We start from the raw sequence: 25,182 nt of genomic DNA, 5'->3' as shown, positions 1-25,182 counted from the left end.
AGAGGCGTTGGAGAGGCCGCAACCACCGGCGGTCGCCCCTGGCGGTTCCCGGTTCACGATTTGGTTTTCTGCCCCGCTTCGCCCGTGCGCTTCGTCCCGCTTCTGTTCCTCCTCCTCGCGGCCTGTGCCGAGCCGCCTCCCACTCCGCTCTCGGCCACCGAGGCGGCTGAGCGCGATTCCATCCTCGCGCTTCTCGGCGCTCTCGACCCGGACGACCTCACCCGGGCCTTCGCGCGGCTCGGCGCGGCCCCGCACGTTCTGGAGACGCAGGTCGAGCAGCTCGGCGCAGACGGCACGCTCCTGGCTTCGCGGACACGCACGACGCAGCACACGGCAGACGGCGTCACCATGGTTTCGACCGATTCCGCCGGGGCTTTTGCGTTCGGTGCCTTCGGCGGTGAGGCCGTGTGGCGCGCTGCCCTTGACGAGCCCCCGGTCGCGCCGCGCCTTCCCGCAGACGCCCCGTGGCTTGACGCGCGCGGGCGCGAGGCGTTCCGCTTCGGCACGGCACCGGACACGCTCCTCGGCGACCGACCGGTGCGGGTGCTGACCGTCGAGGCCCGTCCCGGCGAGGGCGACGGCCAGCCGCTGCGCAGCGCCCGCCTCTACCTCGACCCCGAGACCGAGGCGCTGGTCGGGTTCCGGCTGCGGCGCGTGATGGACGCCGTGCTCTTCGGGGAGACGACCGCGTCGTCGGTACTGCTCCATCCTGGACCGGACGGCTGGCGACCCTACAGGACGCACGTCGAGACGATGCTCGGCGCACCGCTGGCGACGCCCCGACGCCTTCGCCTCACACGCCGCTACGCGTACTGAGCAGAGCGCGCCGCTGACGGTAGCGCACCCCGCTGCTATTCGGCGTGCTACCTTGCACCATGCCGGCCCCTCTCTCTCTCCTCCGCGACCTCGCCCCGCTGCTCCGCACCGACCGCTTCGGGCGCGTGCAGCGAGGCTTCGAGACGGTCGGCTCGACGAACACCGAGGCGGTGCAGTGGGCGCGGGCTGGCGCGCCGGAAGGTGCCATCGTCGTGGCCGAGCACCAGACGGCGGGGCGCGGCCGGCTCGGGCGCTCATGGACCGACAGGTCCGGGCAGGGCCTCCTCTTTTCGGTCGTGCTGCGGCCGGCACTCCCGCCGGAACGCCTCAGCCTGGTCACGCTCGCCGGCGGCGTCGCCGTGGCCGAGGCCGTGGAGGCATGGACCGACCCCGCCGAGCCGCGCATCAAGTGGCCGAACGACGTGCTGCTCGGCGGCCGGAAGTGCTGCGGGATGCTGCTGGAGTCGAGCCTCGACGCCCCCCGCTTCGTCGTACTCGGCATCGGGCTCAACGTCAACCAGGACGCGTTTCCCGACGCGCTGGCCGACCGGGCCACGTCGCTTCGCCTGGAGACGGGTCGCCTCATTCCGCGCGCGGCCCTGCTCGCCCGGCTGCTGGAGAGGCTGGAATACTGGGCCGGTCAACTCGCTGCGGGCAACGACGCGGCCGTTCGCGAAGCCTTTACCGAGCGCATGACCGGACGGGGAACGGCGGTCTCGGTCCGTCTCACGCAGGACGGCCGCGCCGCGCGCGGCGTCGTCGAAGGCATCGACGCCGCCGGCGCGCTTTGCCTCCGCACCGAGACCGGGACCAGAGTCCTGCACGCGGGCGACGTAACGTTTCAGTCCGGTCACGCACACGCCTCGGCTTCGTGATCCTCGCCCTCGATATCGGCAACACGGCCGTCAAAGGCGGCCTGTTCGACGGGGCGCACCTCGCGCGCACATTCCGCCTTGCTACCGACCCGGCCGCGTCCGTCCCCACCTACAGGCATACGCTGCGACGGCATCTCGACGGTGCTGAGGTCGAGCGCATCGGGATCGCGTCCGTTGTGCCGGGCGTGGCGGAGCGGGTGACCGAAGCCGTGCGCGCCGAGACGCTGCGGGTGCCGGTGCTCGTCCGTCCGTCGCTCGCGCTCCCGTTCGAGATGGGCTACCGGACACCGGAAACGCTGGGGGCCGACCGACTCGCTGCTGCTGCCGGAGCGTGGAACCGGTACCGCACGGACGCGCCCGACCGACCGCTCGTGGTCGTCGATGCCGGGACAGCGGTGACCGTCGAGGTGGTGAGTGCGGACGGTGTATTTCTCGGCGGGGCGATTGGCGCGGGGCCGGACCTCGTGCGCCGCGCCCTGGCCCGGGGCACCGGCCAGCTTCCCGAAGTCGAAGCCGAGATCCCGAAACGGGCCGTCGGCCGCTCGACCGAAGAGGGAGTGCACGCAGGCACCATGCTGCCCTTCCTCGACGGCGTGCGCGGCCTCCTCGCCCGCGTCGCTGGCGAACTCGACGCCGAGCCGCTCGTCATCGCCACCGGCGGGTGGGGCGGTCTGCTCGCCGAGCACATCAGCCGGATCGATCACACCGAGTCACACCTCGTCCTGCGCGGCGTCCGCGTGCTGCTCGGTCTCAACCCTTAGTGTGTAAGGTCTATGCGCCATTCGTAGGGTGCTAGCTCCACAGGATCGGCAGACCATCGCGGTGAGAACGTGACAGTTTGGTTGCGGACGTTTACCGTGATGCGTTGACCTACGCCTGCATCAGCGGACTCGTAGCGTTCGTAAGCGAGCACATCAGCCGCTGCGTCGTGTTCGAGCATTTCCAAGATGCCTGAATCAAACTGGTCGCGCTGTGCCAGCAGGTCGGCGTAGAAGGCGCGCATCGCCGGGTCGGTGCCCCACGCAACGGTGGTTTTCTCGAAGAGCGGGATGCGCTGCGGGTCGCCGACTTCCTGCCCGTTGTAGACGAGGAACGCGCCCGGCAGCGTCGCCGCGACGACGGCGGCCGCCTGCGCGCCTTCGGTCCCGCCGAAGAGGGCGAGCGGGGTGTCGTCCCACGCGGTCTCGTCGTGGTTGGTGGTGAAGCGCATCCGGGCGCTGGCGCCGTAGCGCTCGCGCTCGGCCTCCAGAACGGTGAAGAGCGTGTCGGCGGGGGCACCGCGCCAGATGGCTTTCATCGCGGCGTAGGTGTCCCAGGCGTAGTTGAGGTCGAAACCTGCGTCGTGCAACTCGGGGTCCGACCCCTCGGCGAGCATGAGCACCGGCTTGACGGATTCGAGTTCGGCGATGGCCTCGCGCCAGAAGTCCATCGGCACCAAGTCGGCCACGTCGCAGCGGTAGCCGTCGATGCCGACCTCTTCGACCCAGAACCGCATTGCCTCGCGCATCGCCGTGCGCACGCCGGGGTCGTCGTAGTTGAGATCGGCCACATCGGTCCAGTCGGTGTTCGCCGGATGGATGATCGCACCCGACGCGTCGTGGGTGTACCACTCGGGGTGCTCGGCGACCCACGCGTGGTCCCACGCCGTGTGGTTGGCGACGAGGTCGATGATGATCCGCATATCGCGGGCGTGAACGGCGTCGACGAGCGCCCGGAAGTCGTCCATCGTCCCGAAGCGGGGGTTGACGGCTTTGTAGTCGCGGATAGCATAGGGCGAGCCGAGGGTGCCTTTCTTTCGCTCCTCGCCGACCGGGTGGATCGGCATCAGCCAGAGCACGTCCACGCCGAGCTGTTTCAACCCATCGAGCCGGGGAATCATCGCCCTGAACGTCCCCTCCGGCGTGAAGCTGCGAACGAAGACCTCGTAGATCACTGGGCTGGTGTCGTCCACCTCCGCGACAGCGTCCGGCTCGACGCTGAGCGTCTCGGGCGCGGGCGCGTCGGCGCAGGCGGCGAGGAGCAGGCAGAGGCAGAGGGCGGCGCGGCGAGGCATCGGCAGGCAGATGGGCGAAGCGGCAAACTACGCCGGACCCAATTCTGCTGCTACAGCTCGGCTCGGGTCAGCATCCGCTGGACGTGCGCCAGCACCATGTCGAGCGCGACGCGGTTGTGCCCGCCGTGCGGGATGATGACGTCGGCGTGGCGCTTCGAGGGCTCGACGAACTCCAGGTGCATCGGGCGGACGGTGAGTTGGTACTGCTGGAGGACCGTCTCGATCTCGCGCCCGCGCTCGTGCATGTCGCGCTGGATGCGGCGGATCAGGCGGACGTCGTCCGGGGCATCGACGAAGAGTTTGACGTCCATCCGCCTGCGGAGCGACGGCTCGCCGAGCACGAGAATGCCCTCGACGATCAGGACCGGGTGCGGATGGACCGTCTCGGTCTCGGCCCGGCGGCTGTGGGTCGTGAAGTCGTAGGCCGGCTTCTCGACGGGTTCGCCCGCGAGGAGGCGGTCGAGGTGGGCGACCATGAGGTCGGTTTCGAGCGCCTCGGGGTGGTCGAAGTTGAACCCGGCGCGCTCGGCCTGAGGGAGGTGCGCGAGGTCGACGTAGTACGAGTCGTGGTCGAGGAGGGCGATCCGGTCCGGCCCGAAGACCTCGATGATCTGCCGCTGCACCGTCGTCTTGCCGGAGCCCGACCCGCCCGCGATTCCGATGACGACCGGCATGGGCTCAGAGGACAGTGGACGGAGGACGGTGAGGCGGAGGACAGAAGACGGTTGGCGCGAAGCGCGAGGGTCTCGTTAGCTTTCTCGGCTTTTCTTTCCACTCCTCCCACTCCTCCCACTCCTCCCACTCCTCCCACTCCTCCCACTCCTCCCACTCTCCTACTCCTCGTCGTCTTCGGCTTCGCGGGCGGCTTTGGCGGCGGCCTTCTCTGCGGCCTCCTCGGCGCGGCGGACGCGGCGCTGCTCGCGGCGCTTCTCCCAGCCGGGCCGCGAGACCATCACCACCGTGCCCGTCTTCGTTTCGTCGTCGAACGTGGTCTCGTCCTCGTCCAGCTCGAACCCGCCCGGGGCTTCCCAGTCGAGGAGCGCTTCGATGCTTTCGGCCGGGTCGCGGACGATGTAGTTGACGAGGGCCCCGCGAAGCTGCTTCACGTTGTGCGTGACCGCCTTGCGCTCGCCGCTGTTCTCGTCGTAGAACTTAACCTGGACGAGCGCGCGGTAGGAGCCGTCGTCGTCCCACGCGTCGCGGTGGGCACCGGGGAGCAGGTCCCACACGAACTTGCCCTTGAGCGCGTCGTTGAGCGCCTGGCTCAGCATGGGCTTCCAGAACGCGGAGAGCTTGCCGGCCTCGGGTAGCCGGGCGTCCATCTTGAGGCGGTAGTTCGGGATCAGATCGTCCGGGCGGAGCAGGCCGAAGAGGCCGGAGAAGATGACGCCGTTTTCGAGCAGGCGTCGCTGCGCCCCGGTCGGCAACTCAGGAAACTCCATCGAGGCGTACATCACGCCGGGGTTGTAGCGGTCCACCGCCGCCAGCAGCGGGCTCCCGAAGACGTCAAGGTTGACGCGCACCGCCTCTTCCAGCGTGGCCCCCTTCACACCGAACAGTTTCTCCAGCGCTCTCTCGTCGCTGTCCTGGATGACCGACTGAAGCTCCTTGATGATGCCCCGGCGCTCAGGGTTGAGGTCGGAGAAGTAGTTGAACGTGTTCGAAGTCCGATAGTCGAACATGTCCGGGGCGAGGGGATTGCCGCCGGGGGCCTTGCCCTCGGCGCTCGCCAGCAGAATCGCAAAGTCGGCCATAGAGGTGGGTCGGGTGAAACCCAACGACCGGCGGCCCAACCGGTCGGGGCCGGCGGCCTACGCGGCCTGGAAAGGCAAGAAGGGGGATGTGATTAGTCGGCAGGCCGCTGACGCACTTCGCTGATGAGCGAGTTGGCGTCGCGGAGGATGCGCTCGGCTTGCTCGCGCGCGTCGGCAATGAGGGCAGCCCCGCTCTCCCGCGCGCCGCTCTGCACCTCTTCGGACCCGAGCTGGTCCACGAGCTTCGCCACCTGCCGCGACCAGCGGTCGAGCAGGTAGGCCAGGCGGCGGCGGGCCGTACGCCCCTCGTTGGGCGCGAGGATGAGCCCGAGGCCGAAGCCGGTGAGGCCGCCGACGAGCCCTCCCAGCACGGAGGCGCGGACGACACTGCCAGTAGAAGCGCTCATAACGGATCAAGGGAGAGGGATCGGAGGACTGGAGCGCACCGAAGATACGCCAGCGTCCGGGTACGATGACAACGCAAAGAAGCTGCACCCGGCTCACCGAGTGCAGCTTCTCCACGCAGGAGGCTGCGCGAAAGACTACCGCCCCTTCTTCTTGTGGCGATTCTTGCGAAGCCGCTTCTTCCGCTTGTGAGTGGCGATCTTGTGACGCTTGCGCTTACGGCCGCAGGGCATAGACTCGGGGGGTTCAGGTGTACAACAGAGAGCTTGGTAAGGTACGCAGCAGGACCCGCAGGGGCAAGCAGTGCCGCGTGTTCTTACCACGGAGCGCGCGCCGGGCCGGTTCTGCCGACGGCCCCGATTAACTCCCTCTTCACCCCGACAGGGCACGCCGGAGTGCCTGACACCTATCTGTACAATACGTGTGCAGGATACCACACACCCGCACTGCCCGGAGGCTCGCAACCGCGCTTGGTGTTGTGCCCACCCGTTTGGCATACCCGTTGTTAGATGGATTGGCAGAAGCTCTGGATATGCCTCCTTACGCCGGAGCTTGCTCGAGTGAGGACGCATCCCGTGCACGACGCACCGTGGATGCCAGCCTCCGCGCCGGGCGGACACGTTTGGGTGAGCGTGTTCGCCCGGCTTTCTTTTTGCCCTGCCGCACCGCCGCGGACGCCGTATGTTCGAGGGTCCGTCCGCCTCCGCGTGAGCCATGCACCAGCGCACTCTCCCCGCCCTCCTCCTGCTCAGCCTCCTGGTTTCAGGCTGCGCCCCGTCGTTCTCGCCGCTCTACCGGGACTATGACGTAGAACCCGCTGCCGTCGCCTCTGCCAGCGCAGCGGTGCCGGGTGAAAAGGCCGGGGCCCAAGACGTGCGCGACCGGCTCCGGGCCGCGCTCGCCGACGCCGGGTGGACCGAAGGTACCCCCTCCGCCCCCAACGTCGTCTCGACGGAGTCCCGCACGGTCAACCACTGGGGTCTCTGGCGCATCACGGTCTCCCTCGACGCCGTCCCGATTGGCGACCGGCACGTCCGGGTGCTCTTCCACCCGGTCCGGCGCTACGTCACCGGGGGCCGGTCCAAGCTCCCCTACCTCGGCAGCGGCCTGCGCCGAGCCCTCCTGCCGGACTTGAACGAGGCCCTCGCGGCGCACGGCTTCCTCCCCATCGGGACCCCGCGCGAGCGCGACGAGGAGCAGGTCGAAGGAACCTGATACAGGCCGTCAGGTTAGAGGGACGCTGTTCTTTTACAACTGGGGATGTTTTGGATTCGACGGAGCGATCGTGCGGCAGGCTGCGTGTCGGGTGGTTCTCAGTACGCCCGTGACCCACGCTGAGAAACCTGATAACTGCGAACGATTACTCGTACGCGATGGCGGCTTAAAGCCTCCATCTGTCTCCCGATTGGCTCGCTTACCGGCCTTTCCTGAGGCATCGACTTAGATAAGCTAGCTGCGTAGGCTCCGGCTGAGCCGAAGCAGTGAAACCCAACCAGCCTGCGCTCGTGTGGAAGCCCTGTTCGTGGGCACCGCCACATGGGCAAAGACTCTCAATACGCGGACTACGCATGTAGACGCCTGGACTGTAGCTCGTTTCGGACCCGGGTTCGACCCCCGGCATCTCCACAGATTGGCAACACGAAGACCCTGGCGCTTTTCCTTGCGCTGGGGTCTTCGTCGCGTCTGCCTGCCCGGCTTGCCGCGCAGCACACAGGGCAGACATGCAACAAAACAGTACGCACCGGGTTTGAACGGCGCATCTCTTCTCTTCTGCTCCCCGCGCTCAGCGACGCCCTTCGCCTTGCCCAGGTCGTCGAGCACGCCAGCGGAGCCTGACACCTCGATTCATCGCACTCGTGCTGTGAACATCCTTCTCTTCCTCCTCATCGGTCTGCTGGCAGGGTTCATCGCCGAGAAGGTGACGGACACGTCGATGGGCCTGCTCGCCAACCTGATCGTCGGCGTCCTCGGTGCCTTCATCGGAGGTTTCCTGTTCGGGTTGCTCGGCCTCGCGGCTCGCGGCCTGATCGGGAGCCTCGTCACAGCCACGGTGGGAGCGATTCTCTTGCTTCTCATCGTCGGCTTCGTTCAACGCAAGACCTGACCAGTCCAGCTAGTCTCTCGTCCCCTCCTACCCATCTCCCTACCCATCATGACACGCTTTTCTCTACTCACCCTCTGCTCCCTCGTCCTCCTCGCAGCCTGCCAGGTGGAGACCACCGAAGAGCCCGACGGCACACTCGACGTTGACATTGAGTCCTACCGCGCCGACATCGACGTCCGCACGGCGGAACTCGATGAGGCGATTACCGAACTCGAAACCAAAGCAGCCAGCGCGAGCGCAGAGGCGCAAGAGGAGTACAACGAAATGATCGCTGACCTCCGCGAAGAGCGCATGGAGATCGCCAACAACATCGACGCGATGCAGGCTGAGACGGCCGAGGAGTTCAACGAGATGAAGATGGAGATGGACGAAAACCTCGCCGAACTCGACCGCGACATCGACCAAGCGCAGCTCGCGATGGCCGAGAACGCCGAGGAGCTTCGCATGGCGGCTGGCCGCCAGCTCGAAGAGATCGACCGCGAGATGGAGGCGCTTGGCAACGAGGCCAGCGAGGAAGCGGCCGAGGCACGGGCCGCGCTCGAAGCCCAGCGCGAAGAACTCGCCGCCGACCTCGACCGCCTCGGCGACGCGACGGCCGAGGAGTTCAACGAGATGAAGCGCGGCATCGCCGAAGGCTTCGACAACCTCGGCGAGGCTATCGGCAACATCCGCGTGCCGGTGGACGTCGATGTGGAGACCGAGCCGGTTGACGGCTAGGCGGTCTGTCCTACTGGAACTACCCTACTGGAACTACGCCGGGCCGGAGGGGGTCACCTCTCCGGCCCTCTTCATGCCTCGATGCTTCCCACCGTCCGCTTGCTGTTCAGCCTGTGCGCGCTGCTCGTCCTCGGCTGCGGGGCGGCACCGCAGCCTACGGCGCAGCCGGTCCTACGACTCGACGAGTCGGCCGAGGTGCCTCGCTTCGACGTGCCGGAGCTGGAGCGGCTAGTACTGCGCGCGGTCAACCGGGTACGCCACGAGCACCAGCGCGCCCCGCTCCAGCCGGACACGAGCCTCGCCGCGATTGCGCGCGGGCACAGCCAGGCCATGCTCGACCGCGCCTTCTTCGCCCACCGAGACCCGGACGGCCTCCGCGCCGGAGACCGCGCCCGCCGTGCGCGCTACGCCTTCCAGCGTCTCGGCGAGAACCTCTTCCGGGGCCGGCTCTACGACACCGTCAACACAATCCGGCGCGGAGACCACGTTCAGACCGTCTACCTCTGGCACACGCCCGAGGACCTAGCCGCGCTCGTCGCCGAGAGCTGGATGGAGAGTCCAGGGCACCGGGCAAACATGCTCTCCTCCGCCTACGACTTTGGCGGGATCGGCATCGCCACGGGACCCGACTTCGAGGTGTTCGTCACGCTGAACCTGAGCGCCTTGTAGACTGCGCCACGCATGGACTGGATCACCACGTCTCCTCTCTCGCTCCTCCTCGTCGTGCTCAGCGCGACGGGGATGTACCTCGGCCTCGTCGTGCTGACCCGCATCGCCGGGCTGCGGAGCTTTTCGAAGATGTCGAGCTTCGACTTCGCGGTGACCGTCGCCATCGGCTCGGTGCTGGCGAGCGCGATCCTGACGAAAGACCCGCCCCTGCTCCGAGCACTCGTCGCGCTCGCGACGCTCTACGCGCTCCAGATCGGGGTCGCGGCCTGGCGAGCCCGCTCGGAGGCGGTGGCCGACCTGGTCGACAACCAGCCGCTCCTGCTGATGGCCGGGGGCGACATCCTGCACGACAACCTCCGCAGGGCGAACGTCTCCGAGGCCGACCTTCGCGCCAAGCTGCGCGAGGCCAACGTCCTCACGCTCGACGCCGTCCACGCGGTCGTCTTCGAAGCCACCGGCGACGTGTCGGTGCTCCACGGCGAACCGGGTTCCGACTTCGACCCGGCGCTGCTCAACGGCGTGGCCGACGCAGACCGCCTGAGCCGTTAGTGCTTTGTTGGAAAACTCTGCGCGCATTTACCCGTCATCCCCGCGCAGGCGGGGATCCACAGGCTCAGCATATCCTCTGGATCCCGGATCGGGGTCCGGGATGACTGAAACCTGAGGTTCTCAACAAAGCAAGACGTTAGCCGTCGCCCACCATCTTCACGCCCTGCGCGACGAGCGCGTCGGCGCGCTCCTGCGACGAGGCCTCGGCGTAGATCCGCAGGACCGGCTCGGTGCCCGAGGGGCGGAACATCAGCCAGCCGTCGCCGAGGCGGAACTTGAACCCGTCGAGCGTCTCGACCTCCTGCACGGCCTCGCCCGCGATCGTGTCGGGGCGGCGGTTGGCGAGCATGTCGAGGAACGCCTCCTTGCGCTCCGGCGACGTGTGCATGTCGTTGCGCGAGAAGTAGAACGGCCCGAACTCGTCCTGAATCTCATCGACGAGTTCCGAGAGCGTCATCCCGCGCGCCATCATCATCTCGACGACCGTCAGCCCGATGAAGACGCCGTCGCGCTCCGGGATGTGACCCTTGACCGCGATCCCGCCCGACTCCTCGCCGCCGACGAGCACGTCGCCCTCGATGATCTTCGGGGCGACGTACTTGAAGCCGATCTTCATCACCTCGACCGGGAGGCCGTAGGCTTCGCCGAGGCGGTCGAGCATGTCGGTCGTCGAGAAGGTGCGGATGATCGTGCCCGTCATGCCCTTCTCCTGCGAGAGGTACTTGGCGAGGAGCGAGAGGATCTTGTGCGAGTCCACGAAGCGCCCCTCCTCGTCCATCATCCCGATCCGGTCGGCGTCGCCGTCGAAGGCGAGGCCCACGTCGCAGCGCTCCTCGCGGATGACGCGGGAGAGGTACTGGAGGTTTTTCTCCATCGGCTCCGGCGGCTGGCCGTGCATGCCGGGGTTGAAGTCGTTGTGGACCTCGACCACGTTCTCGCGCCCGAGGAGGTCGGTGACGGTGCCCTGCCCCGCGCCGAACATCGGGTCGCAGCCGACCTTGAGGCCGGAGCCTCGGATGCCCTCGATGTCGAGCTTGTCCTTGAGGACGTGGAGGTACGCCTCGCGGAGGTTGATCCGCTCGACGTGCTCGCCGAGGGCGTCGAGGGGCTGGAGTTCGAAGCCGTCGTCGAGGCGGTCGAGTTCGGCCTCGACCTCGGCGATCATGGCCGAGTCGGCCGGGGCACCGAAGTTCGACTTGATCTTGAAGCCGCTGTAGCTCGGCGGGTTGTGGCTGGCCGTGATGACGATCCCGGCGGTGTGGTCGTACTCCCGCGTCGCCCAGCTCACGGCGGGGGTCGTCACGAACGAGTCGGCGAGCTGGACGCGGATGCCCATCGAGGCGAGCACCTGGGCAGTGCGCTCGGCGAAGGCGGCCCCCTGGAAGCGCGCGTCGTACCCGACGACGGCCGACGGCTCACCGTCCGCGATCGTCTTCATCCACTGCCCCGTCGCCCGCGCCACGCGCTCGAGGTTGTCGAAGGTGTAGTCTTGCGCGATCACGGCGCGCCAGCCGTCGGTGCCAAATTTAATGGGGGTCATGGAGAGCGAAAACTGGGTGAGCGGAGCGGGACAGGAGGGACAGGGAAGATACCGTGCCGCAGGCGAGCAGGCGGCGGCGCCAAACGAGAAGCCCCAACTTGACGGAAGTCAAGTCGGGGCTTGCGCTGCGCGCCGGGGAGGATTCGAACCCCCGACCTTCGCATCCGTAGTGCGACGCTCTATCCAGCTGAGCTACCGGCGCGTGGCAGGCGATCAAGATACCGCCCCTCGCCCCGCCAGCGCGTGAAGAACGCGTAGGTCTCGCCGCACCGTCGCCCTAAGGGCACGAGCCGCCCGGCCGGTACCCTGCCTGGATGATGGTCGTCACGTCGGGCGTGACCTCGGCCTCGGCCACGTAGCCGCCGCCGACGAACCCGAAGCCGCCCTCAACGTTTGTCAGCGCGTTGGGGTCCACGAGCACTTCGGGGTCGAACGCGCCGCCGAGCGGGACCCAGTCCTCGCTGGCTACGACGGCGCGCAGCAGCACCGAGACGAGGGCGACGTTGTTGCGTGGACCCAAAAGGTCCTTCACGAGCGGGGCGTCGGTCAGGAAGTCCGTCGAGACGGTCCAGCCGAACTCGAAGGGCGTCGCCGGCAGGCTGGTCGGCACGGCCTGGACGATCCGGTTGCAGTCGTCGTCGTCCATCACGAACACGGCCTGGGCCTCGTTCACGCGGGGGGCCGCCGGCCAGAGCGCCGACAGGACGACCTGCGATACCGTCCTCTCGGGCGCGAACGGGAGCGGCTCGACGAAGGGCGGGATCGTCACCACAGCGCTCGTCACGGCTCCGTCGTCGCGGCGGGCCTCGACGCGGTAGCTGTCGCCGTAGAGCGGCCGGAAAGCACCTGAGTTGTAGACGTTGCCGGAGCCCCCGCCCTCGAAGGTGACGACCGAGTCGGACCAGACCCTCTGCTCGCCGGTCTGGAGGTTGGTCGAGACCACCTCAGCCCCGAGTGGGCCGGGGGCCTGCGGGTTGAGGTCGGGCGCGAAGGCGATCACCCGCAGGGCCTGCGTCTCCGTTGTCGGGTCGAGCACGCCGTAGACCGTGTAGGGCCGTCCCGCGTCGGTTGTCGGCTCGACGGAGTCGGCGCACCCGGACAGCGCGAGGGCGGCGAGGAGGACTAGGGACGGAGCGAGGGCGCGAGGCATCAGTCGAACGCTGCTTTGATCCCGAACGTGGGCACGATGGGAAGCTGGTCCACGCGCTGGAGCGTGAAGACGTCGTAGGCGAAGAGGTTGCGCCGGTCGTAGCCGTTGATCGCCCCCACCTGCGCCGTCAGGCTCAGCAGCCCGAGCTCGAACGTGCGCTCCACCGACACGTCGAGCCGGTGGTAGGTCGGGAGTTCGGCGTTGAACGGGCGGTCGTAGACCACGCGCGTCGCCCCCCCCTCCCCGTAGGGGTCGAACGCGCCGTCGAGCAGGATGAACGAGTCGAAGCCGAGCGGGCTGCTGAATGGGAGGCCGCTGCCGAACTGCCAGCGGGTGCTCACGTCGAACCCCGCGACAGTCACGCGGAGGAGGGCGTTGACCTGGTGACGCCGGTCGTGGCCGGGGCGGTAGTCGATCGTCTCCTCGCCGAACCAGATCTCGTAGCGCTCGCTGGAGCTGGTGTACTCGACCGAGGAGAGGCTGTAGTTGACGAACCCGTAGACGGGCCCTGCGCGGACCTCGACGCGGGCGTCGGCCCCGAGCACCTCGCCCTCGGCCGGCTGGAGGCGCGTCGTCAGCCGGGGGAACGCCGTGAACTCGCTGACTGAGAGGTCGGTGAGCGACTTGTAGTAGACCTCCGTTGCGAGGTCGAGCCAGGGCGTCGGCGTGACCCGGTAGCCGGTGATCGCGTGGAACGCCTGCGGCGTCTGGCCCTGCGGCGCGATCGTCCACGCGGTGAAGATGCTCGTCGCGTCGCGCCGGTCGGCGAGGCCGACCACGGGCTGGTTGTAGAGCCCGGCCGCGCCGCTGAGCTGGTGCGTGCCGATCTGCCACTCGGCCCGGAGGCGCGGTTCGAGGAAGGTCTGGTTCTGGTTGGGGAGCGTCGTGAAGCGCAGGCCCGGTCGGACCTTGAGGCCGCCGAGGCGCAGCTCCGGCCCGAGGTAGGCCCCGGCCTCGGTCACGAAGTCGCGGTCGGTCGATACGTTCTGGAACGCGCCGCCGAGGCGGCTCTCGACCCGCGTCGTCCGCACAAACGCCCCGACGTGGATGTCAGCCAGGGGGAGGTACTGGGTCATGTTGACCTCGGCCCCGTACTGGCTGATCTCGGAGAGCCGGTCCGGCGCGGAGCCGGGCGCGGGGTCGCGCGGCCCGAGTTCCGTCTGGAAACCGGAGGACGTGACGAGGACTTCGGCGAGGATCGGCAGCTTGGACGGCACGAAGACGTAGCGCCCGCCGAAGGCCGTGTTCTGCCAGCGGACCTCGTCCGGCTGCGGCGCGTCGAGGTTGCCGACGCTGCCCCGGTCCCAGGTATGGAGCCCCGTCACCGAAAGCTGGCCGCTCTGGCCGATGTCGACGTGCAGCTTCCCGAACACGTCGCCGAAGTTGTAAGGCAGCTCCTGGTCCACGATCCGCGAAGCCCCCTGCTCGATGACCGAAAGCCGCGCCGACCCGAGGAACGAGGCGCGCCCCGGAGCGAGCGGCCCCTCGATCGTGGCGGCGCTGACGAACGGGGCGACGGCCGCTGAGGCGTTGAAGGCGCGCTTGTTACCGCTGCGCGTCGCCACGTCGAGCACCGACGAGAGCTGGCCGCCGAACTGGGCGCTGTAGCCGCCGGCGTAGAGGTCGGCGCGGGTGAGGATGTCGGACGGGAAGGCTGAGTAGAAGCCGAGGACGTGGAACGGCTGGTAGAGCGCGATGCCGTCGATGAAGACCTGGTTCTGCGTTGGCTCGCCGCCCCGGATGAAGAGTTGGCCGCCCCGGTCGCCGGTCGTGACGACGCCGGGGACCGTCGTGAGGTAGCTCGCGAGGTCGCCCGAGACGTCGGGCGTCGGGACGAGCTCGATGTCGCGGACCCCGATGCGCTGCAGGCCGGCCGTCACGTTGGCCGCTCCCGAGGTGCGCTCGGACTCGACCGTCACGGCGTCGAGTTCGGTATCTCCGACGCGCATCTCGATGTCGAGTTGGCGCACCTCGCCGGGGTCGAGGGCGAGCGAGTCCTGGTAGAGCGCGTAGCCGAGGTAGGAGGCGCGGAGCTGGTAGGCTCCCGCGCCGAGCGACGGGATGATGTAGAACCCGTTCACGTCGCTCGCCGCTCCGCGCACTTCGCCCGCCGCGTCCACCAGCACCACGTTCACGCCCGGCAGCGCCTGCCCGTCATCGGCGTCGCTCACGAAGCCGCGCAGCGCGGCCGACTGCGCCGCCGCAGGGCTGCTTGCCGCGGCGAGGCAGAGCGCCAGCAGCAGAGCACGGAGGTAAGGCATGGCAAGCCGGGGGTCGGGAGGCACAAGGTGGGACGCCCGCACATCGCGGGGCCGGAATCTACACCGGACACGGCTGCCAGGCGAGGCATTTGGCGGGCCACTAATTCCGCCCTTTCATCTTACACTCAGAAGCGGTAACCTCCCGGCGGTTGACCCGCCCCTGAGAATCCGCTTTCCGACCTCGTCATGTTTGCCGTCTCGCGCCTGCTCCTCGTCTGCCTGTTGGCCACTGCCGCGGCGGGCCTCCTCTTCGTCGCCGGCTGCGACAACGCGGATTCAGAAGCACTCGGCGACAACCTCTTCGCGGTCGTGGCCGTCTCGGAAGACCTGGAGGTGCTCGAAGACCTCATCGACGACCTCGACCTCGCCTCGACGCTCCGCACCGGCAGCGGTGACCTGACGTTCTTCGCGCCGACCAACGAGGCCCTGAACGGCCTGGGCGAGGACATGATCGGACTCCTCGGCCGCACCGTCAACCAGGACGTGCTGACCAAGCTGCTGCGGCGCCACCTCGTCCCCGGGCGGATCCTGCTGGCCGACCTCCAGGACGGCCAGGTGCTCGAACCGCTCGATGGCCCCCCGCTGGAGGTGCGCGTCGAAGACGGAGACGACGACGAGGACCGGACGGTCACCGTCGGCGGCGGCCTCGTCGCCGAGACCAGCGTCGAGGCCGGCAACGGGGTGGTGCACCTGCTGGGCGACCTCGTGCGCGACCACCTGACGCTCGCCGAGCGCCTGCGCGTGACGCCCCTGCTGAGCGACTTCGCGGACTTCCTGGACGTGGCCGACCTGAACGGCCTCGTGGCCTCCGGCGAGCCGCGCACGCTCCTCGTCCCGATCAACAGCGCCTTCGACGCCCTCGGCCCGGCGCGACTCCAGACGCTCGAGCGCTTCGGCAACCGAAGCGTCCTCGGCACGATCCTCCGCCACCACGTCCTGCCGGGCCGACTCCAAGCAGACGACCTCGAAGACGGCGTCGTGCTCGAACCGCTCGACGGGGAGCCGCTCCCGGTCCGGGCCGAGGGCGGACTGACGTTCGTCGGCGAGGCGCGCGTCATCATCGAGGCGGTCGAGGCCATCGACGGGCTGATCTACCTCCTCGACACGGTCGTGCTGAGCCACCTCAGCCTCGCCGAGCGGCTGCAGATCGAGCCCCAGCTGATGGACTTCTACGACGTCTTCGGCAACGCCGGCCTGCTCGGCACGCTCGGCAGCGACGAGACGTTCACCCTCTTCGTCCCCACCGACCCCGCGCTCGAACCGCTCGGCGAGCCGTTCATAGACGAACTCCAACTCCGCGCCGACCTGCAGCTTCGCACGGCGCAGTACCACGTCGTCCCGGGCCGCCTAGAGCCCGACGACCTGATGATGCGCTCGACCCCGCTCACCACGCTGGGCGACTACAGCCTCCAGGTCCAGACCCTCGACGACGTGGGGGGCACGCGCGTCTTCGTCGGCGGGCGCGGCGAGGTCACGATCCCTCCCATCGAGACCCGCAACGGGCTGATCTACTCGATCTCCCCGTTCATTCTTCCCCCTGATCTCGACCTTGAAGAGCGGGCGGTCTTCGGCGCACTCTACAGCTTCCTCAACACGATGCGTAGCGCGGGGCTGACACCCCTACTGCGCGGCGAAGACCCGCGCGGCGAGGGTCCCTATACCGTGTTTGCCCCCACCGACGTAGCCTTCAACGGGGTGATCCTCCCCTCCTCGACGCGGCGTCGCACCATGGAGTACCACATCGTCCCGGGCCTCTACGAGATCCGTGACTTGATCGACTCGACCGTCACGCCTACCATACCCGACTCTCTGTTCTTCCGCCTGCCTACGCTGGGGGGGCCGGACCTCCGCGTTTATCCCGGTGCTGGCATAGTCCGTCTCAACTGCACAGAGGTTCCGATCTTTGACCCGGACACTGGCGAGGAAATAGGCATTAACCTAGTGGACTGCACACTGGGAGTCACTGCCAACCAGTTTGCGACGAACGGCGTGATCCACTCGGTCGGGAGCGTCCTGGACCTCCCGGAGTAGGTCAGGCTTCGGCGAGGGCGAAGAAGTGGTTCGTCGGGCCGTGGCCGCCGCCGATGGGGAGGCCGTGGCGGATCGCCTCGGTGACATAGGCCTTCGCCCGCTCTACGGCCTCGGTCAGCGCCGCGCCGCGCGCCAGGTGTGCGGCAATCGCCGAAGCGTAGGTGCAGCCCGTCCCGTGCGTGTGCGGCGTGTCGATCCGCTCGGCGCGGAGGTGGTGCATCTCCGCGCCGTCGAAGAGCACGTCGACCGCGTCCGCCTCACCGTCGAGGTGGCCGCCTTTGACGAGGACGGCACCGGCCCCGAGCGCGGCGATGGACCGCGCGGCCGCCTCAGCGTCGTCGAGGGTGCGGATTTCCGTGTCGGCCAGGCGCTCGGCCTCGTGCGTGTTCGGGGTGACGAGCGCGGCGAGCGGGATCAGGCGGTGCTTCATCGCCTCGACGGCGTCGGGCTTCAGCAGGGCGAAGCCGCTCTTCGAGATCATCACCGGGTCCACGACGAGCGGGCCGAGGGGACGCGTCCCGGAGCCGTACTCCTGAACCTTCCGCGCCACGAGGTCGATGATCGCCGCCGAGGAGAGCATGCCCGTCTTGACCGCGCCGAAGTCGAAGTCGTCGGCGACGGCGTCGAGCTGGGCTTCGATGATGCCGAGCGGGAGGTCGAAGGCGGCGGTGACGGCCTTCGTGTTTTGCGCGGTGACGGCGGCGATCACGCTCGCGGCGAAGACGCCGTTGGCCTCCATCGCCTTGATGTCGGCCTGGATACCGGCCCCGCCGCCGGAGTCGCTGCCGGCAATGGTGAGGGCGAGCGGTTTGGGGTGAGGTTCGGGAGTCATAGCGCGTCGAGGTAGAGGGCGGTAGCAGCAGCGGGGTCAGGTGCGCGAAGGATGCCGGAGAGCACGGCGACGCCGTAGGCCCCGGCGCTGAGACACGACGCGGCACGCGCCGGGGTGATCCCGCCGAGCGCGAAGACGGGCGTGTCCGGCACCGCCGCGCAGCACGCCGCCAGGGCTTCGAGGCCGATGCCGAGGTGGCCGGGCTTGCTCGTCGTCGGAAAGATCGGGCTGAAGAGCACGGCGTCGGCACCCTGCTCGGCGGCGGCTCGCGCCTCGCTGGGCGTGTGGGCAGCGTAGCTCAGCAGCGCACCGGGGTGCCGACGTCGCGCCTCGGCGACCGACGGCCCGCGCGTGCCGACGTGGAGCCCGACCCCAAGCGGCCGAGCTACTTCGGTGCGGGTGTTGACGGAGACGAGCGTCCCAGGCCGAACAGCTCGCACCTGCGCTGCCAGCGCGTGGGCTGCCTGGGCGAACGCCTCGTCGGACGCTGCGTGGTCGCGCAGGTGCAGCCACAGCCGCCCCGCCTGCACGGCTTCGAGGACCTGCCGCTGCACCGCCTCGCTCGTAAACCCGTCGGCGATCAGCACGAGGCGCGGCAGGGCGCGACGCTCGCCGTCGGCGGTCCTCTGTCCGCTGCCCGCTGTCACACGCCGATCCGCCCGTCGGCGGGCGACGAAGCCTTCGCGTAGAGGCGGTGCGGGATCCGCCCGGCGAGGTGCGCGAGCCGCCCGGCCTCGACCGCGTGGCGAATGGCGGCAGCCATCAGCGCAGGCCGCTCGGCCCCCGAGATCGCCGTGTTGAGGAGGACGCCGTCGTAGCCGAGTTCCATCGCCCGCGCCGCATCGCTCGCCGTCCCGATCCCGGCGTCGACGAGGAGCGGCACGTCGGGCAGCAGCTCGCGGATGATGCGGAGTGCGTACGGGTTGACGAGGCCCATCCCGCTGCCGATGGGCGCGGCGAGCGGCATCACGGCGGCGCAGCCGAGGTCGGCCAGCTTGCGGCAGGTGATGGGGTCGTCGCCCGCGTAGGCGAGGACGTGGAAGCCGTCGTCTACGAGCTGCTTCGCCGCTTTCAGAAGCTGCTCCACGTCCGGGTAGAGGGTCTCGTCGTCGCCGATGACTTCGAGCTTGACGAGGTCCGTCTCCAGCGCCTCGCGGGCGAGCCCGGCGGTGAGGACGGCCTCGCGGGCGGTGTAGCAACCCGCCGTGTTCGGGAGGAGGTGGTAGCCGCGCGCGCGGAGCAGCCCGAGGAGGCTCTCGCCGTCGGTGTCGGCGAGGTTCACGCGGCGGATCGAGACCGTGACGAGCTCCGTGCCGGACGCCTCGAGGGCGCCGAGCATGACCTGCGGGCTCGGGTACCGGCTCGTCCCGACCAGCACGCGGGAGCGCAGCGCAAGGGGTCCGATCTTGAGCAGGTCCTCGGCCGGCTCGGCGACAGCGGGCGCGGCATGCCGCGCCCCTACGGGATGACGCCCATTCGTCGCTTGTCGTTCGTCGCTCGTCACGCCCTAGCCTCCTTGTGTGGCGGTGATGATCTCGACTTCGTCGCCGGCTTCGACCGGCGTCTCCGGCCACACGGCGCGGCGGACGACGGTCTGGCCGACGGCGACGGCGATGCCCGGCTGCTCCGGGTCGAGGTCGAGGTGGCGCAGCAGGTCCGGCAGCGCGAGCCCGGCGGGCACGTCGCGCGCCTCGCCGTTGACGGTGATCGGGATGAGGGTGTCAGTGGACATCAGGAGTCGGGGAAAGCGGGGTCGAAGCGGGCCGGGGCAAACGGGGCGAGCCATTCGGAGGTTTCGGGCACAGAGTACCCGGATGCTCCGCGTTCTGTGGTTTCCGCGAGGGCGCTGTCTATGTCGAGCGCGAGCTCGGCGGCTGTGACGGGCGTGAGGAGGACGCCGTGCCGGTAGTGCCCGGCAGCGAGGACAACGCCCGGCGCGGCCGTCCCGATCAGCGGCGCGTGGTCCCGGCTCGCGGGCCGCAGCCCCGCCCACGTCTCGGTCACCTTCAGTTCTTCGATCCCAGGAACGACCTCGACGGCCGCTTCGAGCAGGCGGTACAGCCCCCCCGCCGTCAGCGCCGTGTCGAACCCCTGCTCCTCGCTCGTCGCGCCGACGACGAGGCGGCCGTCGGACTTCGGGACGAGGTAGGCGTCCGGCCCGCGCACGACGTGGCGCAACTCGAACGGACGCTCCATCTGCAGCGACAGCATCTGCCCTTTCACCGGGCGCACCGGCGGTGCCGGCTCGATGCCGTCGATGCTGCGCACCCACGCCCCGGCGGCGAGCACCACGGCCGACGCCTCGATGCGCTCGCCCTCGCCGGTAACGACAGCGGGACGCGTTGCGTTGGGCTCGACGGCCCGCACCGGTGTCTGCTCCCGGACCGTCACGCCGGCGCGTTCGGCGGCGACGCGCAGGGCCTCCAGCACCCGCCGGTTGTCCACCTGGTGGTCCTCGGGCGAGTGGACGGCGGCTGCGAGACGAGGCGAGAGCATGGGTTCGATTTCGCGCGCCTCGGCCCCAGTCAGCCACTCGACGGGCACGCCGTGGTCCTGCTGGAACCGGTAGAGCCGCCGCAGCGCCTCGGCCGCGTCGCGGTCGTCGGCGACGACGAGGGTGCCCTCACCGCGGTAGTCCACGCCGATCCCGCTCGCGGCTTCGAGGTCGCGGGCGAAGGCGGGCCAGCGGCGCAGGCTCTCCCGACCGAGCCGGTAGAGGTCGGCTTCCTCGAACTGAATCTCGGCGGCGGGCGCAAGCATCCCGGCCGCCGCGTAGGAGGCCCCGCGCCCGACAGCCTCGCGCTCCAGCACCGTCACGCGGCGGCCCCGCTCGGCGAGCCGCCACGCGAGGGCGAGGCCGACCACGCCGCCGCCGACGACGGCGACCTCGGTTGAAGGTGGAGGGGTAGCAGTCATAGGTTCGGTTGTACCCCGCTGCCGCCGACCGTATCCACGAACAACTGACAAAGGCCGTATGCTGCGCACCGTGATCGTCGGAGCAGGACTCGCTGGGGCGTCGGCGGCGCTGTGGCTCGCCGAGCACGGCGGTGCGGTGACCGTCCTCGAAGCCGAGCGACCGGCGGCGGGCGCATCCGGCGCGGCGGCAGGTCTCGTCAACCCGATGATGGGCCAGCGGGCGAACCCGGCGTGGCGCTTCGAGGAGGCGCTGGCTGCCCTCCACGAGACGCTCGCCCTCGCGGGCGCTACCGACCTGTTCCGCGCCACCGGCGTGCTCCGTCCCGCCCGCGACGAAGCGCAGGCGCACCACTTCCGCACCCGCGCCGAGGCGCTGCCGGAGCACGCCGCCTGGCACTCGCCCGACACGCTCGCCGCCAAGTACCCCGACGTCGCTGCTCCGCACGGTGCGCTGTGGGTTCCCGGCGGTGGGTCCGTCGATCTCGCCGAGATGGTGACGGTGCTGCTCCGGGCGGCCGAGGCGCGCGGGGCGGCGGTCCGCACCGGCATGCGCGTGACGGGCTGGACCGAGACCGAGCGCGCCGTCTCAGTGACGATGGTCACCGGCGAGCGGATCGACGCTCACCACCTCATGCTTGCTCTGGGCGACGGGTTCCGGCATTTCTCCCCGCTCAGCGCGCTTCCGCTCCACCGCATCAAAGGCCAGACGATCCGCCTCGCCCGGCCCGACGGCCTCGTCGACCTCCCCGCACTCTCCGGCTTCGGCTACGTCGTGCCGGATGGGAGCGCGCTCATCGTCGGCAGTTCGTACGAGCACACCTTCGACGACGTTGAGCCGCACCGGGCACAGTCCGAAGCGCTGCGGGCGAAGGCAGCGCAGATGCTCCCGGCCCTCGCCGACGCCGCGATTCTCGGCGCACGGGCGGGCGTCCGGGTGACCGTTCCGCGCACCCACTCGCCGCGCCGGCTCCCGCTCCTCGGGCCGCTGGGCCATCGGCGCGTGTGGGTGTTCAGCGGACTCGGGTCGAAGGGCTTGCTCACGGTTCCCCTCCTCGTTCGGCACCTCCCCGACTACCTCGCAGACCCCACGCGGATTCCACCAGAGGTTCGAGTGCCGCGTTAGCGGCCGAACAGGCGCTTCGCCCACTCGACGAAAGCCAGCGCACGGGGCGCTTGAGCATCGAGGTAGCGATGCGTAACGGCTTGCCCGAGCGGTCGCCCCGGCTCGTCTTGCCACGCTAGCCACGTATGCATGAGCGCCTTCGAGGTGTGGTCTGCGTCTCCCTGCGCGAAGAGTCGCTCGTTCTCTGGGATGGCTTCAAGGCAGCGTTCGGCACGAGGCAGCAGAGCGTCACCTTCCGGGACCAGGAAGCGCAGAAAGTCCTCGATCATGCCGTCATCTGTGTTGTCCGGCATCAGCCAGACGCCGACCACCAGCGTTCGGTCCGGCTGCTCCAGCGTGACGACCGTACCGGCTGGATCGGGTGCCCCCGGTAGGTCCACATTGCCTGCACGTCCGATTCGAGTGCATACCGCTTGCCACCGTGCTGCAAGGTTCTCGTCAGCATCGACGACGATCCCGACCCGCTCCTGGTCGCTCTGCTGGAGTTGGAATGCCAGGTCCTTAAGCAGCCTATCAACCCCACCCTTCTTGGCGTCTTCTTCCCCTCCCGCTGCCTCGACCGCGATCTTGTCGCCGATGTCTTCCCGGCTACTCGGCCTGACACGCCATGCCTCGACCCCGTGCTCGTTCAGCAAGTTACTCAGGACGTGCCAGTCGTCTTGGCCTTCCACGAGCAGACGGAACCGATGCGCCATCGTCTCAGCGGACTTCGATGTGGGAGCGCACAATGGATTCCATGCCCTGCTCGTCGAACTCGATGGCTACGATCTCATCCGGCGCGTCCTGCTTCCGCCGCAGGCTGATCAGCCGCCCCTCCTCCGGGTGCTCCTCGGCCACCGCCTGGAACGCCCGGATGCAGTCGAGGCTGTGCGTTGTGGCGAAAACCTGCACGTTGAGCTTTGCCGCCGTCTCAAAGACCAGCCGCCACATGTCCGGCTGCACCGAGTAGTGAAGTCCGTTCTCGATCTCATCTACCAGCAGTATCCCCCCGTTTCTTCCATCTGCTACTACGATAGCAAGACCCAGTCCAAGCAGGCGATCCATACCCTCTCCCATGCTCCTCAGCGGAACTGGCACGACCTCGTTCTCGCGCTGGCATATCGGAATGAGAGACAACTCTATATCTCTATCGCTTTCCCTATCGAATACGTCAGCAGCCGATACAAAGTCTATATCTTTTATACTACCGTCGATCTTGCGAATTGCCCTCCGAGCCACATCCTTTCTGCCTGCTAGCACAACCTCCTTCCAGGCGAGACTCAGTTTAGAGAGACTCAGCCCTGATGACGGCACAAAATAGTGAGGGACCATTGAATGCGGCGGACGCGCTCCTAGTGCTTTCGCTAGGCTTCCCGCGAGAGGGTAACGCTCATTCTGACCAGCCAACCATTCGGGATTTACTGCCCCGAACCACATCTCTTTTTGATAAGCGGGATCGTGAATACTCAATCCTACCCTGGGCATCTCGAGTGTGAAATGCACGGCAGTCGAGGTAGCATAGGCAGAGCCTACGGAGAAAAGTTGCCTCTCATCGATCGAGCTGTAAGCATCGTGGTTCTGCCCGACATCAGGTAGTTCAGCAGGAGAAGGCCTTCCATAACGCAGACTTGAAATGGCCTGCGTCCAATCAAAAGGCTCCTCAGGACGAAGCCGCGCAGATAAAAAAGCTACTTCGTCTCGCCGCCGAACAACCTCAGCCAGAACGTGCTGCGCCCCTCGCGCAGCATACAACCAGAGTGCTTCGAGCAGGGCCGTCTTCCCGACGTTGTTCTTCCCGACGATCAGGTTGACCCGGCCAAGCTCCTTCACCTCCAGCCGCTTGAAGGCACGGAAGTTCTCGATGAGCAGGCTGTCGAGCAGCAAGTCGGACATGGCTAAGGGCAGTGCGGTGCGTCGCTCGGCTAAATATAGCGCCCTCGACTCGGACAGCCCCCACACGGATTCCGCTTGAAGTTCAGCCGCCGCGCTAACCCGCCGAATAGGCCAATGCGTACTTTATGCGCTCTCGCACCGCTGCTTCTCACCCCCGATTTATCATGGCTGACACCGCGCACCTCGAAGACCTCCTCGGCGACGAAGCCGACGACCTCCTCGGCTTTTCGACCCCGGCCATCTCGAAGGACCGGCTCTACCTTCCCGGCCCCGACTTCGTGGACCGTGTCTGGCGCGAGTCTGACCGCTCGATCCCGGTGCTGCGCTCGCTCCAGGCGATGTACGACCACGGCCGCCTCGGCGGGACGGGCTACCTCTCGATCCTCCCCGTCGACCAGGGCATCGAGCACGCCGGCGGCGCGAGCTTCGCCAAGAACCCGGACTACTTCGACCCGGCCAAGATCGTCGAACTCGCCATCGAGGGCGGCTGCAATGCCGTCGCGACGACCTACGGCGCGCTCGGAGCCGTCGCGCGGAAATACGCCCACAAAATCCCGATGCTGCTCAAGCTCAACCACAACGAGCTGTTGACCTACCCCAACACGTACGACCAGATCATGTTTGCCCAAGTGGAGCAGGCGTACGAGATGGGCTGCGTCGCGGTCGGGGCGACGATCTACTTCGGCAGCGACGGCTCGAACCGGCAGATCGTGGAGGTCTCCGAGGCCTTCGCCCGCGCCCACGAACTCGGCATGGCGACTGTCCTGTGGTGCTACCTCCGCAACGAGGGCTTCACCGTCGACGGCACCAACCACGAGAACAGCGCCGACCTCACCGGGCAGGCCAACCACATCGGCGCGACGCTCGAAGCCGACATCCTGAAGCAGAAGCAGCCGACCTCGAACGGCGGCTACAAGGCGCTCAACTCGGGCGACAGCAGCTACGGCAAGCTCGACGAGCGGATCTACACCGAGCTCGCGAGCGACCACCCCATCGACCTCACGCGCTACCAGGTCGCCAACGGCTACATGGGCCGCGCCGGGCTGATCAACTCCGGCGGCGGCTCCGGCAAAGACGACTTCGCCCAGGCCGCCCGCACGGCCGTTATCAACAAGCGCGCCGGCGGGATGGGCCTCATCTCCGGCCGCAAAGCGTTCCAGCGCCCGATGGCCGAAGGCGTCAAGCTCCTCAACACGATCCAGGACGTCTACCTCAACGACGACGTGACGGTGGCGTAAGAGCCTGAAACTGGAACTAGGCCAAAAGGCAGCCGGTTTGATTTGCACCGGCTGCCTTTCTCTTTGACCCCCATGGCTGACACCAGAACATCCCGGACGCGCGCCATCGAACGGGTCGTGCACAAGTCCGACAGCTTTGAGGATGCAGCGGCGTGGGACCGGGCGCAGCACCGTAGCCTGTCGCCTCAGGAGCGGCAGCGCATCGCCCGTGTGCTCAAAGCGCGGGCCTTCCCCTCGGACGCTCCCGACGTCCGCGCATGGCGAGTGCAATAGTAGC

26 protein-coding genes, 1 tRNA gene and 1 other RNA gene are annotated in these 25,182 nt (G+C 68.3%); 13 read left to right on the top strand and 15 right to left on the bottom strand.

All coding sequences use genetic code 11. The features are described 5' to 3' along the window. The first annotated feature begins 84 nt into the window (after positions 1-84). From AAGI91_01970 to AAGI91_01960, 3 genes are read left to right on the top strand one after another with little or no spacing between them, the layout of a single operon-like run. The gene (locus tag AAGI91_01970; GenBank protein ID MEM1041370.1) at positions 85-816 is read left to right on the top strand and encodes a hypothetical protein; all 732 of its coding nucleotides are present in this window, start codon (positions 85-87) and stop codon (positions 814-816) included. 59 nt (positions 817-875) lie between these two features. Next, positions 876-1,691 carry a biotin--[acetyl-CoA-carboxylase] ligase gene (locus AAGI91_01965; protein ID MEM1041369.1) on the top strand — a complete coding sequence of 272 codons (816 nt, stop codon included), beginning with the start codon at positions 876-878 and terminating at the stop codon, positions 1,689-1,691. Then, the gene (locus AAGI91_01960) at positions 1,688-2,452 is read left to right on the top strand and encodes a type III pantothenate kinase (GenBank protein ID MEM1041368.1); all 765 of its coding nucleotides are present in this window, start codon (positions 1,688-1,690) and stop codon (positions 2,450-2,452) included. The genes AAGI91_01965 and AAGI91_01960 overlap by 4 nt, the downstream gene beginning before the upstream one ends. Here the strand turns inward: AAGI91_01960 and AAGI91_01955 are convergent. The 4 genes from AAGI91_01955 to AAGI91_01940 form a co-directional block, all read right to left on the bottom strand. Next, on the bottom strand, positions 2,449-3,744 hold the full coding sequence (locus AAGI91_01955; protein ID MEM1041367.1) for an alpha-amylase family glycosyl hydrolase: 1,296 nt from the start codon (positions 3,742-3,744) through the stop codon (positions 2,449-2,451). The genes AAGI91_01960 and AAGI91_01955 overlap by 4 nt on opposite strands. Before the next feature lie 50 nt (positions 3,745-3,794). Further along, positions 3,795-4,418 (bottom strand): uridine kinase, encoded by a 624-nt coding sequence (gene udk / locus AAGI91_01950; GenBank protein ID MEM1041366.1) that lies wholly within the window; start codon positions 4,416-4,418, stop codon positions 3,795-3,797. A 159-nt stretch (positions 4,419-4,577) separates the two neighbouring features. After that, positions 4,578-5,498, bottom strand: coding sequence for a YaaA family protein (locus AAGI91_01945; protein ID MEM1041365.1), 921 nt, complete (start codon positions 5,496-5,498; stop codon positions 4,578-4,580). 92 nt (positions 5,499-5,590) lie between these two features. Then, entirely contained in the window at positions 5,591-5,905 is a 315-nt protein-coding gene (locus AAGI91_01940; protein ID MEM1041364.1) for a YtxH domain-containing protein, read from the bottom strand. Between the two features lie 712 nt (positions 5,906-6,617). On the opposite strand from AAGI91_01940, the gene AAGI91_01935 reads away from it, so the two are divergent. From AAGI91_01935 to AAGI91_01910, 6 genes are all read left to right on the top strand, one after another. Next, on the top strand, positions 6,618-7,118 hold the full coding sequence (locus tag AAGI91_01935) for a hypothetical protein (GenBank protein ID MEM1041363.1): 501 nt from the start codon (positions 6,618-6,620) through the stop codon (positions 7,116-7,118). 41 nt (positions 7,119-7,159) lie between these two features. Beyond that, positions 7,160-7,532: a transfer-messenger RNA gene (ssrA, locus tag AAGI91_01930) on the top strand. A 232-nt stretch (positions 7,533-7,764) separates the two neighbouring features. After that, positions 7,765-8,007: a GlsB/YeaQ/YmgE family stress response membrane protein gene (locus AAGI91_01925; protein ID MEM1041362.1), complete on the top strand. Its 243-nt coding sequence runs from the start codon at positions 7,765-7,767 to the stop codon at positions 8,005-8,007. A 48-nt stretch (positions 8,008-8,055) separates the two neighbouring features. Then, complete coding sequence (locus tag AAGI91_01920) at positions 8,056-8,724, top strand: hypothetical protein (protein MEM1041361.1); 669 nt, start codon at positions 8,056-8,058, stop codon at positions 8,722-8,724. Between the two features lie 81 nt (positions 8,725-8,805). Then, the gene (locus tag AAGI91_01915; GenBank protein MEM1041360.1) at positions 8,806-9,393 is read left to right on the top strand and encodes a CAP domain-containing protein; all 588 of its coding nucleotides are present in this window, start codon (positions 8,806-8,808) and stop codon (positions 9,391-9,393) included. A 12-nt stretch (positions 9,394-9,405) separates the two neighbouring features. Next, entirely contained in the window at positions 9,406-9,942 is a 537-nt protein-coding gene (locus AAGI91_01910) for a YetF domain-containing protein (GenBank protein MEM1041359.1), read from the top strand. 136 nt (positions 9,943-10,078) lie between these two features. Here AAGI91_01910 and AAGI91_01905 read toward each other — a convergent pair whose 3' ends face one another. The 4 genes from AAGI91_01905 to AAGI91_01890 form a co-directional block, all read right to left on the bottom strand. Continuing rightward, positions 10,079-11,482, bottom strand: coding sequence for a phosphoglucomutase/phosphomannomutase family protein (locus tag AAGI91_01905; GenBank protein ID MEM1041358.1), 1,404 nt, complete (start codon positions 11,480-11,482; stop codon positions 10,079-10,081). A gap of 128 nt (positions 11,483-11,610) precedes the next feature. Next, positions 11,611-11,684, bottom strand: a tRNA-Arg gene (locus AAGI91_01900). A gap of 75 nt (positions 11,685-11,759) precedes the next feature. Then, on the bottom strand, positions 11,760-12,632 hold the full coding sequence (locus AAGI91_01895; GenBank protein MEM1041357.1) for a hypothetical protein: 873 nt from the start codon (positions 12,630-12,632) through the stop codon (positions 11,760-11,762). Further along, the gene (locus tag AAGI91_01890) at positions 12,632-14,893 is read right to left on the bottom strand and encodes a TonB-dependent receptor (GenBank protein MEM1041356.1); all 2,262 of its coding nucleotides are present in this window, start codon (positions 14,891-14,893) and stop codon (positions 12,632-12,634) included. Before AAGI91_01890 ends, AAGI91_01895 begins: the two co-directional genes overlap by 1 nt. 186 nt (positions 14,894-15,079) lie before the next feature. On the opposite strand from AAGI91_01890, the gene AAGI91_01885 reads away from it, so the two are divergent. After that, positions 15,080-16,924, top strand: a complete 1,845-nt coding sequence (locus AAGI91_01885) for a fasciclin domain-containing protein (GenBank protein MEM1041355.1) — start codon at positions 15,080-15,082, stop codon at positions 16,922-16,924. 1 nt (position 16,925) lies between these two features. Here the strand turns inward: AAGI91_01885 and thiD are convergent, their stop codons facing one another. The 5 genes from thiD to thiO form a co-directional block, all read right to left on the bottom strand. Continuing rightward, positions 16,926-17,756, bottom strand: coding sequence for a bifunctional hydroxymethylpyrimidine kinase/phosphomethylpyrimidine kinase (gene thiD / locus AAGI91_01880; GenBank protein ID MEM1041354.1), 831 nt, complete (start codon positions 17,754-17,756; stop codon positions 16,926-16,928). After that, complete coding sequence (locus AAGI91_01875) at positions 17,753-18,403, bottom strand: thiamine phosphate synthase (protein ID MEM1041353.1); 651 nt, start codon at positions 18,401-18,403, stop codon at positions 17,753-17,755. The genes thiD and AAGI91_01875 overlap by 4 nt, the downstream gene beginning before the upstream one ends. Continuing rightward, complete coding sequence (locus AAGI91_01870; GenBank protein ID MEM1041352.1) at positions 18,400-19,170, bottom strand: thiazole synthase; 771 nt, start codon at positions 19,168-19,170, stop codon at positions 18,400-18,402. Before AAGI91_01870 ends, AAGI91_01875 begins: the two co-directional genes overlap by 4 nt. A gap of 93 nt (positions 19,171-19,263) precedes the next feature. Next, complete coding sequence (gene thiS, locus AAGI91_01865) at positions 19,264-19,488, bottom strand: sulfur carrier protein ThiS (protein MEM1041351.1); 225 nt, start codon at positions 19,486-19,488, stop codon at positions 19,264-19,266. Then, entirely contained in the window at positions 19,488-20,672 is a 1,185-nt protein-coding gene (thiO, locus tag AAGI91_01860; protein ID MEM1041350.1) for a glycine oxidase ThiO, read from the bottom strand. The genes thiS and thiO overlap by 1 nt, the downstream gene beginning before the upstream one ends. 58 nt (positions 20,673-20,730) lie before the next feature. Between thiO and AAGI91_01855 the strand changes: the two genes are divergently transcribed. Next, positions 20,731-21,795, top strand: coding sequence for an FAD-dependent oxidoreductase (locus AAGI91_01855; GenBank protein MEM1041349.1), 1,065 nt, complete (start codon positions 20,731-20,733; stop codon positions 21,793-21,795). Here the strand turns inward: AAGI91_01855 and AAGI91_01850 are convergent. Both AAGI91_01850 and AAGI91_01845 read right to left on the bottom strand, forming a co-directional pair. After that, a complete protein-coding gene (locus AAGI91_01850; protein ID MEM1041348.1) occupies positions 21,792-22,490 on the bottom strand; it encodes a DUF3226 domain-containing protein in 699 nt (232 codons plus the stop codon). The two genes, AAGI91_01855 and AAGI91_01850, sit on opposite strands and share 4 nt — an antisense overlap. A 4-nt stretch (positions 22,491-22,494) precedes the next feature. Further along, positions 22,495-23,667, bottom strand: a complete 1,173-nt coding sequence (locus AAGI91_01845) for an ATP-binding protein (protein ID MEM1041347.1) — start codon at positions 23,665-23,667, stop codon at positions 22,495-22,497. 164 nt (positions 23,668-23,831) lie between these two features. Between AAGI91_01845 and AAGI91_01840 the strand changes: the two genes are divergently transcribed. After that, positions 23,832-24,905, top strand: coding sequence for a class I fructose-bisphosphate aldolase (locus AAGI91_01840; protein ID MEM1041346.1), 1,074 nt, complete (start codon positions 23,832-23,834; stop codon positions 24,903-24,905). A 72-nt stretch (positions 24,906-24,977) separates the two neighbouring features. Continuing rightward, on the top strand, positions 24,978-25,178 hold the full coding sequence (locus tag AAGI91_01835) for a hypothetical protein (GenBank protein ID MEM1041345.1): 201 nt from the start codon (positions 24,978-24,980) through the stop codon (positions 25,176-25,178). Positions 25,179-25,182: the final 4 nt, after the last annotated feature.

The sequence above is a fragment of the Bacteroidota bacterium genome, assembly GCA_038746285.1.
Taxonomy (GTDB): domain Bacteria; phylum Bacteroidota; class Rhodothermia; order Rhodothermales; family JANQRZ01; genus JANQRZ01.
This window is presented reverse-complemented; position numbering and strand designations above follow the sequence as displayed.

What these genes read in the sequence shown, in the direction of transcription:
- AAGI91_01965 (MEM1041369.1), top strand. Translation starts at nt 876, where the DNA reads ATGCCGGCCCCTCTCTCTCTCCTCCGCGACCTCGCCCCGCTGCTCCGC.
- AAGI91_01955 (MEM1041367.1), bottom strand. Translation starts at nt 3,744, where the DNA reads ATGCCTCGCCGCGCCGCCCTCTGCCTCTGCCTGCTCCTCGCCGCCTGC.
- udk (MEM1041366.1), bottom strand. Translation starts at nt 4,418, where the DNA reads ATGCCGGTCGTCATCGGAATCGCGGGCGGGTCGGGCTCCGGCAAGACG.
- AAGI91_01945 (MEM1041365.1), bottom strand. Translation starts at nt 5,498, where the DNA reads ATGGCCGACTTTGCGATTCTGCTGGCGAGCGCCGAGGGCAAGGCCCCC.
- AAGI91_01940 (MEM1041364.1), bottom strand. Translation starts at nt 5,905, where the DNA reads ATGAGCGCTTCTACTGGCAGTGTCGTCCGCGCCTCCGTGCTGGGAGGG.
- AAGI91_01935 (MEM1041363.1), top strand. Translation starts at nt 6,618, where the DNA reads ATGCACCAGCGCACTCTCCCCGCCCTCCTCCTGCTCAGCCTCCTGGTT.
- AAGI91_01920 (MEM1041361.1), top strand. Translation starts at nt 8,056, where the DNA reads ATGACACGCTTTTCTCTACTCACCCTCTGCTCCCTCGTCCTCCTCGCA.
- AAGI91_01915 (MEM1041360.1), top strand. Translation starts at nt 8,806, where the DNA reads ATGCTTCCCACCGTCCGCTTGCTGTTCAGCCTGTGCGCGCTGCTCGTC.
- AAGI91_01910 (MEM1041359.1), top strand. Translation starts at nt 9,406, where the DNA reads ATGGACTGGATCACCACGTCTCCTCTCTCGCTCCTCCTCGTCGTGCTC.
- AAGI91_01905 (MEM1041358.1), bottom strand. Translation starts at nt 11,482, where the DNA reads ATGACCCCCATTAAATTTGGCACCGACGGCTGGCGCGCCGTGATCGCG.
- AAGI91_01895 (MEM1041357.1), bottom strand. Translation starts at nt 12,632, where the DNA reads ATGCCTCGCGCCCTCGCTCCGTCCCTAGTCCTCCTCGCCGCCCTCGCG.
- AAGI91_01890 (MEM1041356.1), bottom strand. Translation starts at nt 14,893, where the DNA reads ATGCCTTACCTCCGTGCTCTGCTGCTGGCGCTCTGCCTCGCCGCGGCA.
- AAGI91_01885 (MEM1041355.1), top strand. Translation starts at nt 15,080, where the DNA reads ATGTTTGCCGTCTCGCGCCTGCTCCTCGTCTGCCTGTTGGCCACTGCC.
- thiD (MEM1041354.1), bottom strand. Translation starts at nt 17,756, where the DNA reads ATGACTCCCGAACCTCACCCCAAACCGCTCGCCCTCACCATTGCCGGC.
- thiS (MEM1041351.1), bottom strand. Translation starts at nt 19,488, where the DNA reads ATGTCCACTGACACCCTCATCCCGATCACCGTCAACGGCGAGGCGCGC.
- thiO (MEM1041350.1), bottom strand. Translation starts at nt 20,672, where the DNA reads ATGACTGCTACCCCTCCACCTTCAACCGAGGTCGCCGTCGTCGGCGGC.
- AAGI91_01855 (MEM1041349.1), top strand. Translation starts at nt 20,731, where the DNA reads ATGCTGCGCACCGTGATCGTCGGAGCAGGACTCGCTGGGGCGTCGGCG.
- AAGI91_01850 (MEM1041348.1), bottom strand. Translation starts at nt 22,490, where the DNA reads ATGGCGCATCGGTTCCGTCTGCTCGTGGAAGGCCAAGACGACTGGCAC.
- AAGI91_01845 (MEM1041347.1), bottom strand. Translation starts at nt 23,667, where the DNA reads ATGTCCGACTTGCTGCTCGACAGCCTGCTCATCGAGAACTTCCGTGCC.
- AAGI91_01840 (MEM1041346.1), top strand. Translation starts at nt 23,832, where the DNA reads ATGGCTGACACCGCGCACCTCGAAGACCTCCTCGGCGACGAAGCCGAC.
- AAGI91_01835 (MEM1041345.1), top strand. Translation starts at nt 24,978, where the DNA reads ATGGCTGACACCAGAACATCCCGGACGCGCGCCATCGAACGGGTCGTG.